The organism is Microbacterium sp. 13-71-7 (assembly GCF_002257455.1).
Lineage (GTDB): Bacteria > Actinomycetota > Actinomycetes > Actinomycetales > Microbacteriaceae > Microbacterium.
In genome coordinates, this window is the sequence record NZ_NCKN01000178.1 from 1 (window position 1) to 8,650 (window position 8,650).

At 67.6% G+C, this 8,650-nt stretch carries 6 protein-coding genes and 1 tRNA gene; 4 read left to right on the forward strand and 3 right to left on the reverse strand.

What is annotated here, in order from left to right; genetic code table 11:
* The first annotated feature begins 49 nt into the window (after window positions 1-49).
* The 4 genes from B7X32_RS15275 to B7X32_RS15290 all read left to right on the forward strand — a co-directional run bounded on the left by B7X32_RS15275 (window position 50) and on the right by B7X32_RS15290 (window position 3,579).
* Window positions 50-976, forward strand: a complete 927-nt coding sequence (locus B7X32_RS15275) for a LysR family transcriptional regulator (protein ID WP_292721401.1) — start codon at window positions 50-52, stop codon at window positions 974-976.
* 113 nt (window positions 977-1,089) lie between these two features.
* Window positions 1,090-1,162, forward strand: a tRNA-Ala gene (locus tag B7X32_RS15280).
* A gap of 667 nt (window positions 1,163-1,829) precedes the next feature.
* Entirely contained in the window at window positions 1,830-2,429 is a 600-nt protein-coding gene (locus B7X32_RS15285) for an RNA polymerase sigma factor (RefSeq protein WP_292721388.1), read from the forward strand.
* On the forward strand, window positions 2,392-3,579 hold the full coding sequence (locus tag B7X32_RS15290; protein ID WP_292721391.1) for a CU044_5270 family protein: 1,188 nt from the start codon (window positions 2,392-2,394) through the stop codon (window positions 3,577-3,579). The genes B7X32_RS15285 and B7X32_RS15290 overlap by 38 nt, the downstream gene beginning before the upstream one ends.
* A gap of 300 nt (window positions 3,580-3,879) precedes the next feature.
* On the opposite strand, the gene B7X32_RS15295 is transcribed toward B7X32_RS15290, so the two are convergent.
* From B7X32_RS15295 to B7X32_RS15305, 3 genes are all read right to left on the reverse strand, one after another.
* Entirely contained in the window at window positions 3,880-4,770 is an 891-nt protein-coding gene (locus B7X32_RS15295; protein ID WP_292721394.1) for a DUF2262 domain-containing protein, read from the reverse strand.
* Between the two features lie 123 nt (window positions 4,771-4,893).
* Window positions 4,894-5,919, reverse strand: coding sequence for a hypothetical protein (locus tag B7X32_RS15300; RefSeq protein WP_292721398.1), 1,026 nt, complete (start codon window positions 5,917-5,919; stop codon window positions 4,894-4,896).
* Window positions 5,916-8,543, reverse strand: a complete 2,628-nt coding sequence (locus B7X32_RS15305) for a hypothetical protein (RefSeq protein WP_292721399.1) — start codon at window positions 8,541-8,543, stop codon at window positions 5,916-5,918. The genes B7X32_RS15300 and B7X32_RS15305 overlap by 4 nt, the downstream gene beginning before the upstream one ends.
* Window positions 8,544-8,650: the final 107 nt, after the last annotated feature.

An 8,650-nucleotide genomic window follows, 5' to 3' on the forward strand; every position in this document is an offset into this window, starting at 1 on the left:
TGGCGGCATGCCAGCAACCGGTACTTGCCGACATAGGAGGTTGGTGTCGATGCTCGATCTGCGTCAGCTGGAAGCGCTCCGCGCGGTGCATGCCGAGGGATCCGTGACCGCGGCCGCGCGGCGGCTCGGCTGGGGGCAGCCGACCGTCGACTACCACCTCAAGAATCTCGAGCGCCTCGTCGGCTCGCCCGTGCTGATCCGCTCGTCGCGGGGGAGCCGGCTCACCCCGGTGGGGTCGCTGCTGCTGGAGAGGGCGCAGGAGATCCTGACCCTGGGCGAGCGCGCGGTCCGCGACGCCAGGGAGCTGACCTCGATGGGTCGGGTGCGACTGCGCTTCGGGACCTTCCCGACGGCGGCGGCGAAGATCCTGCCCTCGGTCGTGACGCGCGTCGACGATCTCGGGATCGAGGTCGACGCGATGCTCGAGGAGGTGCCGACGCTCGTGGACCGGATCAATCGCGGCGGCCTGGATGCCGCTCTGGTCTACACCGTGCCCGGGTACGAGCTGCCGTTCCGCACGCACGTCGCCACGAGGGAGGTGCACCGCGATCCGCTCCTGCTCGCCCTTCCCGTCGGGCATCCGCTCGCTACGCCGAGGCCGATCGACGTGCCGACGCTGCTCACGCTGTGGCAGGAGCGCTGGCTCTTCGCCGCGGCGGGGAACGACCCGATGGACACGATCGTGATCGACGCGTTCGCCGCGCGGGGACACGCGCTCGACGTCGCGATCCGCACGGACGACTTCCAGGTCATGCTCGGGATGATCGCGGCCCGCCTCGCGGTGGGCCTGCTGCCGAGTCTCGCCGTCGGCGGCTCCCATCCGGGGATCGTCCTGCGACCGATCGCGGATCCGTCGTTCGTGCGCTCCATTCTCGTGGCGACGTCGTCGGAGGGGTCGACGCGCGGCCCGTCCACCGCGGTCCGGCAGCTGGTGCTCGCGATCCGCGACGCCTTCAGCGCACTGCCCTCCGCGTGATCCGGAGGAGGGGGGACACGCCCGGCGGCCCGCATCCGGTGTCTCGATTGGCGCGGTGAGACAGCCATGTTGTACTCTGAATGAGTTGTCGCGGGAAGCCGCGAACAGCGTCTGGGCCTGTGGCGCAGCTGGTAGCGCACCTGCATGGCATGCAGGGGGTCAGGGGTTCGAGTCCCCTCAGGTCCACCGACTGGGCGCCCGATTGGACATGCGAAAGTGTGTCTGATCGGGCGTTTGGCTTTCATCGCCGGTGCATGTTTGGCCGCGTGCCGCGCTCGAAGAGTAGTCTCCGATATCGCGCTGTTGTGTCTGTCTTGCATCCTGACCGGGTATTTCGGACACGGATTGTTTTCGATCCCGACAGGGTGGCTACCGGCACGCTCCGGGAGCGGCGCCGACAGGTGTTGGGTCTGAGCTCGGTCATCATGAGGCGGAGCCGCCTGATTTTCTTCCAACGGTGGGCTGCCGAAAACGATCGATTACGGGACGCGGCGCGAAGGCGGGTGGCCGATGTGCTGTTAACGCAGTCCGTATCGAAACCCGGTTTTCGGGACGACAGGATTCGGCACGCAGTTTCGGTGCGCGGTCGGCAGCGTCATTTCTTGAGAGCGAGGCGATTCAGGCAGTCGACGGTGTCGATGACGATCCGCCGTTAGCTTCTGCGCCCGGGTGCTTCGGAGCGAGATTCAGCGCGAGTCAAATAGGCAAGGCAGTGCGATAGAAGCCGAGCCGACGATCAGCAGCAGACTCGCCAGTGCGAGAACAAGGGCGCTGTAAGCACGGTCGAGTGTTGCATACGGCGTGATCGCAGAATTGCCGCGAACTCGATCGCCCAGATCGGACAATACCTAGTGTGACCACCCATGACGGCGAACTCATCCGCCGCTCCCTCGAGCAGCCAGCGGCATTCGCTGAGCTGTACGACCGGCACGAGCGCGTCATCTTCCGCTACGCGGCCCGCCGCGTCGGTGCGTTCCTAGCGGACGACATTGCCTCGGAGACGTTTCTCGTCGCCTTCACTCGTCGGCGAGACTTCACTGGTAGCGACGACGCGCGCGCGTGGCTGCTGGGGATCGCTACCACCCTGATGCGGCAGCACGCACGGACGGAAGCAAGAGCATGGCGGGGAATGCTCGCGTCGGACTTGGCTCGCACCGATATAGATCAGATTGACGCCGCCGACGCTCGCCTCGACGCGAAACGCCTAACCCGCCGCCTCGGCAAGACGCTCGCCCGACTACCTACCGGCGACCGCGACACCCTTTTACTGCACGTGTTCGGGGATCTCGATTACGAGGGCATCAGCGAAGCGCTGAGCATCCCAGTCGGCACCGTCCGCTCACGACTGAACCGCGTGCGCCGCAAGCTGCGCGCCGCTATCGAACCCATCTTGAATCAAGAGAAGGAACAGAGCCATGGACGAAACTTCGCTCCTGCGCCGAGCGCGGACTGACATCCCCGAGCGCACTCCGGCGAGCGTTGCCCGCGGAAGAGCAGCCCTGCTCGCACAGATCGAGGCGGAGACACCATACGCGCCGTTCGCAGCACTAGGGGACGACACCTCCTTCACCCCATTGCCGGTGCGGCGCCGTCGACGCCGCACCGTGGCGTGGACCGGGTTCACTGCTCTGGGCGCGGGCGCCCTAACGATCGCTCTCATCGGCGGCAACGTGTTCGGAGTCGGAGGCTGGCACGGCGGCGCCGATCCGGCAGCGGCCGACATGCTTAACGCCGCGGCTGTCGCCACACTTGAAACGACCGACCCTCAGCTCGCACCGGGGCAGTACCTACGCGTGCGCAATGACGCCCAGTACATGACCCCGGCATGGCTGGACGAAGACGTGGACGCCGCCCCCACGCCGGACCTCAGCACCGCCGAGGCTCAGTACTACATGTCACGAGAGCGGTGGGAAGTGTTCCGTCCCGCGGATCGCAACGACACCTGGTGGATGATCCAGTGCCGGAGAAGCGTGGCCCAGACTTTCGGCCCGAAATCCGAGCTCGCAGCGCAGCGGGAGGCCTTGATGACGGAGGGACCCATTGGACACCTCATCGAAATGCCTGGCGGTCGGATCAAGTACGACTTGCCAGACGGGGCAACCGAGATGGGCAACCCGCGGAGCGGGTTCACCGTTCCAGGTGGATCGAGTGACGACTTCAGCCAGCTGCCATTGGAACCGAGCGAGCTACTCGCCGAGATTTATCGTCTTAGCGCCGGATCAGGCCCTTCCCCCGACGGCGAAGCACTCGTCTGGATCGCGGACACCCTACGAGGGGGCGCTGTACCGGCCGAGTATCGAGCCGCGATGTATCAAGCGGCCGCGCTCATCCCGGGCGTCACCGTCACCGACGGCCAGGCGACCCTCAACGGCACTACCGGCACCGCCATAGGGCGTGATGAAACGAACAACAGCTTCCGACAAGAGATCATCATCGATCCCGCGACCGGACAGTTCATCGGGGAGCGGCAAGTAGCGCTGGAAGGCTACCGCGCCAGCGCCGCCACTCCCGCTCTACCCCCTGGCACGGTTGTTGGATGGTCGGCCGTCACGACCGAGATCGTCGATGCCGCGCCGACCGACGTTTCCATCTGCAGCGCGTGACGGAAGGGGCTCGGTGAACAGTCGGTCCGGGGCGCAGCTCATCAGCCCAGCAGACATCGCGCTTCCGCCCACCATCCAGATCAACCTCACCTGGCTCGTCGCCCCGGCCCACGCATCAAGCGATCAACCTTGATCGCACGCCATCACCGGCTGGCCTGGGACCGCGGATCGGCACGCCGGTCGCATCGCCAAAGGGTTGGCACGTGGCCGACTTGTAGATTTCCGCAATCGCTCGAAACTGATCGTTTCGGCACCCACGGTGACAATCTCATCCAACTGCGCGACGCGCCGCGGTCTCGGTCAGATCCCCGCGTTCGTGAACGTTCCGTTCAGCGATCCATCGAGATGGATGCTGTGTCCGCCGAACATGTCGTCATCGTCGAACTCCAGGCTGAACGAACCATCATCGCTTCCGACATGAATCGACAGCAGCCGGAGTCGGGCCGCGAACTCATCCGCGTCGAGTGGCGTGGTGTCCTCACGCCAACTCTCGTTGTACAGCGGGCACAGTTCCTGTGCCGCGAAGGCGGCTGCGCCCGTCTGCCAGAGATCAGCGTCGTCCGCCAGGGTCGCGATCGTTCGGGTCGTCTTCTGCATCTGAGGAGCGCTCGCCCCGTCGACGGACACCTCGATCTCGCGCCCGAACCATGGCATGCGTCGCGTGAACCATCCCACCGCACGGTCCTCGATCATCGAACCCAAGGCGGAAGACTCGAACGTCTGCGGTGTCGTCTGCGCGGCAAGAACGGTCTCGAGCACGGCGACAGCGCGGGGCGGGAGAATATCGACCAGGAGAAACTCGTCGACCGTATCGAACGCGAACCCGATCTCCGCAAGCCTGTTCCTCGCCGTCAATTCCGACGGACTCAGATACCCGTTGCCCTGACGTACCTGAAGCGTGTAGATCTGATCTCGGCGAATGCTCTCCCGCAGCACTGCGAGTTCGCTCTTGTCGACGAGCCGAACCAGTTGAGCCCTTTTCGTATGGAGTTCCTGTCGGGAACCAGGAACGAGAGACACCCATGCGGCCAGGTCGATGGAAGCCGTCCACAACTCGTCCGCCCCGAGCAGATGTCCTGCCTCGGTCCTGTGGCCGGTGACGCCGTTCGGCCCGGTCACCACGGCGATCTCCACGACGTCGGTATCGAATCGTGCTTCCTGCCGTGCGAGTTGCTCAGAGGATTCCGTCACGCCCGCGATTCTAACGACGTAGGGATCGCGGCCCCTGTCGTGCGAGAGGGGCGCAGGTGGATGACCGCATGCGGGAAGCCGTTCCGCGCATCACCGGGGGACTACCTCAGGCGCTTCCGGGGCTCACCGCACGCAGGCCGCGGTTGCCGGGTCGATGCCGTGGATCGTTGCCCATTGCGTCTGCAGCTCATCGCCGAACTGGGCCGCCGGGCCGGACAGCTCCGGTTCGCATCCGGAGGTGCTGAATCTCCCGAGCACCTGCCCCGGGCGGGCGGTGATGGTGACGCTGTAGACGTCGCCGCCAGGAGCGGCGGCCTCGAGCAGGGTGCGGATCGACGCCCATCCGGGGGCATCGGTGAGAGCCGTATCCGAGGGGAGCGCCGGCGCCAGAGCCGTGGGGATCCTCCACCACAGTCGGGGTGGGCCGCTCTTGAACACGTCGACACTGAACTCGAGTTCGTGCTCGGGATCGCTCCCGGCGAGTCCGCGGTAGACGGCGTCGAACTCGCGAAGGATCGGTCCCAATGACGCCGGGACCGGTGACTCGATGGTGGAGTCGGATCCGATCGAAAGGGTGACGAGGTCCGTGCGCGTCTGCATCGAGAACTCGTCGAGAAGGTCGGCCTGCTCCGCGGGGGAGAGGCCGTCCTCGGCCAGCCGGATCCTGCGGCCGTCGTCGACGGAAGCCGAGATCGGCATGCCGTTCTGCGCACGGCCCAGCCATTCCTGGACGAAGGCGACTCCGGTGGGCGCAGAACCGGGGCTGACGGTGAAAGCGGCCTCCGTGGCGGTCGCGATGGTCAGATGCAACGGGGTCGCGCGAGAACCGGGGACCTCGTATTCGTCGAAGCCTCCGTCCTTGGAGGACAGCCAGGTGGTGATCACGCGGTGCGCCTGCTCCGCCGTCGCACTCCGATCCAGTTCGACGTCCGTATCCCTCGAGATCCCCGCGTCGAACCCGCCGTCGTCTACGGCGCAGTGCGCCGACTCGACGCCCGGAAGCGGGCGAAGGATCTCGCAGGTCGCGTGGGCGGCGCGCTCGGCCTCTGTGACGTCCATCGGCGACGAGCACGCCCCCAGCGAGACGGGCAGCACCAGGACGGCCAGAGCCGCCAGCGGACGGGAGAACCGTGGGGAGAGCGCCCTCATCGTCTTCTTCCTCGCCTCGCGTTCTTCTCGCGCCGCGCGAGATCGCGGAGCTCGGCGGGGTCCAGCGCCAACTGCGGCGTCGCGCGGATCCACTCGAAGGTTGCGAGCGCCGAGGAATGGTCGCCGAGCGCGGAGAGGGCGGCGGCGAACTCGAACGCCGAGTCCTTCACCCGGGAGAGGAGCTCTGGCTCCAGCGCGCCCGCGGCGAGATCGAGCACACGACGATGAGCCGCAGCGGCATCCGCGGCGCGCCCGAGAGCGGTGAAGAGCACTGCTTGGTTGCGAAGGGCCTTCGCGACGCGCAGTCGTCCCGTCGGAGTGTCAGTCGACTGGTTGTGGACCGCGACGACGTGCTCGTAGGCATCGACGGCCGCCGCATCACCGAGGTCATCGATCGCCACCGCACGGTTGAACACCGCCTGCTGGCGAGCGACCTGCACGTCGTGATCGGTCGATTCCGCGCCCAGGAGATCGAGAGCCTCGTACGCGGCGATCGCCTCTCGTGAGCGTCCTGATCGACTGAGTGCGACGCCGAGGCGGAAGTATGCGCGGGCTTGCACTCGTCGCGCCCGGGTATCCGCTCCGGGATGCAGCACGGTCGCCCGGCGGGACAGATCCGCGACCTGCTCCCAGCGTCCGGCGTCCTGGGCATGTCCGGCCCAGGCGTCCAGAGCAGCGAGGCGCAGCATCGCCAGGTCCACATCGTCCGCCTGGGACGTCGCATCGATGATCGCCGCCCAGTGCGTCTCGGCCGCGGCGAGCTGCCCCTTATGTGCAAGGTCATCGGCAGCGTAGAGGCGGTCGCTCAGCGACCGGTACAGGGCGCTCCCCGGATCGCCCGTGGTGGTCGTGGTCGTGAGGATGCGGATGTTCTCGCGCGCCAGCCGCACCGTGTCCGCGACGTCCTCGTCGTCGAGTGCGCCGAAGCGCTCCTCGATCTCCCGGAAGAGGGCGATCGCATCGTCCGCCCTCCCCGCCTCGTGTGCGGCGATCGCATCGCTCAGCCGCCTCGTGGCGTCACGTCGGCGGATCGCCGGGTCGGAGTCCTCGCCGAACCAGGTGGCGAACTCCGCTCGCAGCCGCGCGGCGGCGAGGGCGTCGAGACGGCCGGAGCGCCAGGCCGACCAGAGCGCGTTGGCCGCCCACAGGCGCACCCGGGCGTCGGGATCCGCACCGAACTCCTGCAGGCCGGCCCTGATGTCGCCCAGAGCCTCCTGAACCTGACCGGCTTCCAGGCGGAACCTCGGGGTCCAGTACATCGCCTGGGCGCGCTCCAGCCGAGCCTCTTCGAAGCCGGAGGCCCGGACCTTCGCCCGCATCGCCGTCAGCGTTGCCAGGGCCTCATCCCGGCGACCAAGATCGGACAGACGCAGAGCGCGATCCACGAGCAGTGCGGCCATCCACGACACGGACTCGCGACGGTGCCACAAGGTCGCGAACCGCTCCTCCGTCTCGGCCGAGAAGCGCACCGCCTCGCCCGGGTCGCGGCGAGGCAGGTCACGTGTTCGTGCCGCCGCGTCATCCGGATGACCCAGCGCCGTGGCGATCCGTGCGGCGATGGCGAAGCGGGCATGCTCCGTCTGCGGATCCGGATCCTGCCGATACAGCGCGTCGGCGTGGATGAGGACGGCCAGCATCCTCGCGGTCACCTGCGATGCGCTTCCCGCGGCCTGCAGCACCTCCGCCAATACGGTCGATCGCGCGCCCGGATCCCGGGCCGTGGCGTAGGCCTCGAGGAGCCGTCTCCACTCCTCCTCCTCGACGCCGATTCGGGGCTGATCCTCGAGCCGCTCGAGGATCCCGTGGAGATGACGAACAGCCAGACCAGCGCGCCACGCGTCATGATCGGCGGCGTCGTGAGCGATCAGCAGCGCCCGCGCGCGCACCACCGCATCGGCGGGGTCCAGGCCCTCAGCGAGATCGAGGTCGACGAGCAGGAGTGACGCACGCAGTCCCAGACCCGCTGCTCCGGGGACGAGGTCGACATCGCGCAGCACCCCCGACAGGATCTCGCGAACACCCTCGAGGTCGAGCCCGTGCTCCAGACGCAACCGCGACGACGTCACCAGCGCGTCGAGGCGGATCGTGCGGAGCCTGTCATCGCTCTCTCCGCCCAGACGCACAGCCAGGGCCTCCAGCGCGACGGCGATCGACACCGGGTCCTGCTCCAGCCACCTGCGGATCAGCTGCGCCGTCAGCGCCGCCTCCGCCGCCACGCGGCGGACCCCGACCTGCGGCGCATCCCGCAGCCTCTCGTCGAGAGCCGTGGCGCGCTGCAGGATCTCCACATGAAGAACCGGGTCGAGACCGTCCACATCGTGGATGAACTCGATGCGTTCGAGTTCAGCGGCGGCGCGCGCCTCCCTCGTGCGGTCGTCGTCGAACCCGCGCGTCAGCGCAGACATCCGCTCGAGATGCTCGTCGACGATCGACGCCGTCTCCACCGGGACGTCGAGACGCACCAGCAGCCGGGTCGCCTCGGCGATCTCCCACGCCTGGACCGGATCCTCCGCGGGGTGCGCACGCGAGAGCTCTGCGAACAGCGCAGCTCGCGCGGATCCTTGCTCCCCCTCTTCGACGAGACGACGAGCTCGGGCGAGCACCTCTCCGATCGGCGCATCCATCGTTACCCCCCCACCATGACGCAACACCCCGACCCCTCGCAGCTCGACAAGGCGCGTCCCCACGAACCTATCGCCCCGAGCAGAGGACTCTGCAGCAAGGGCCGCCC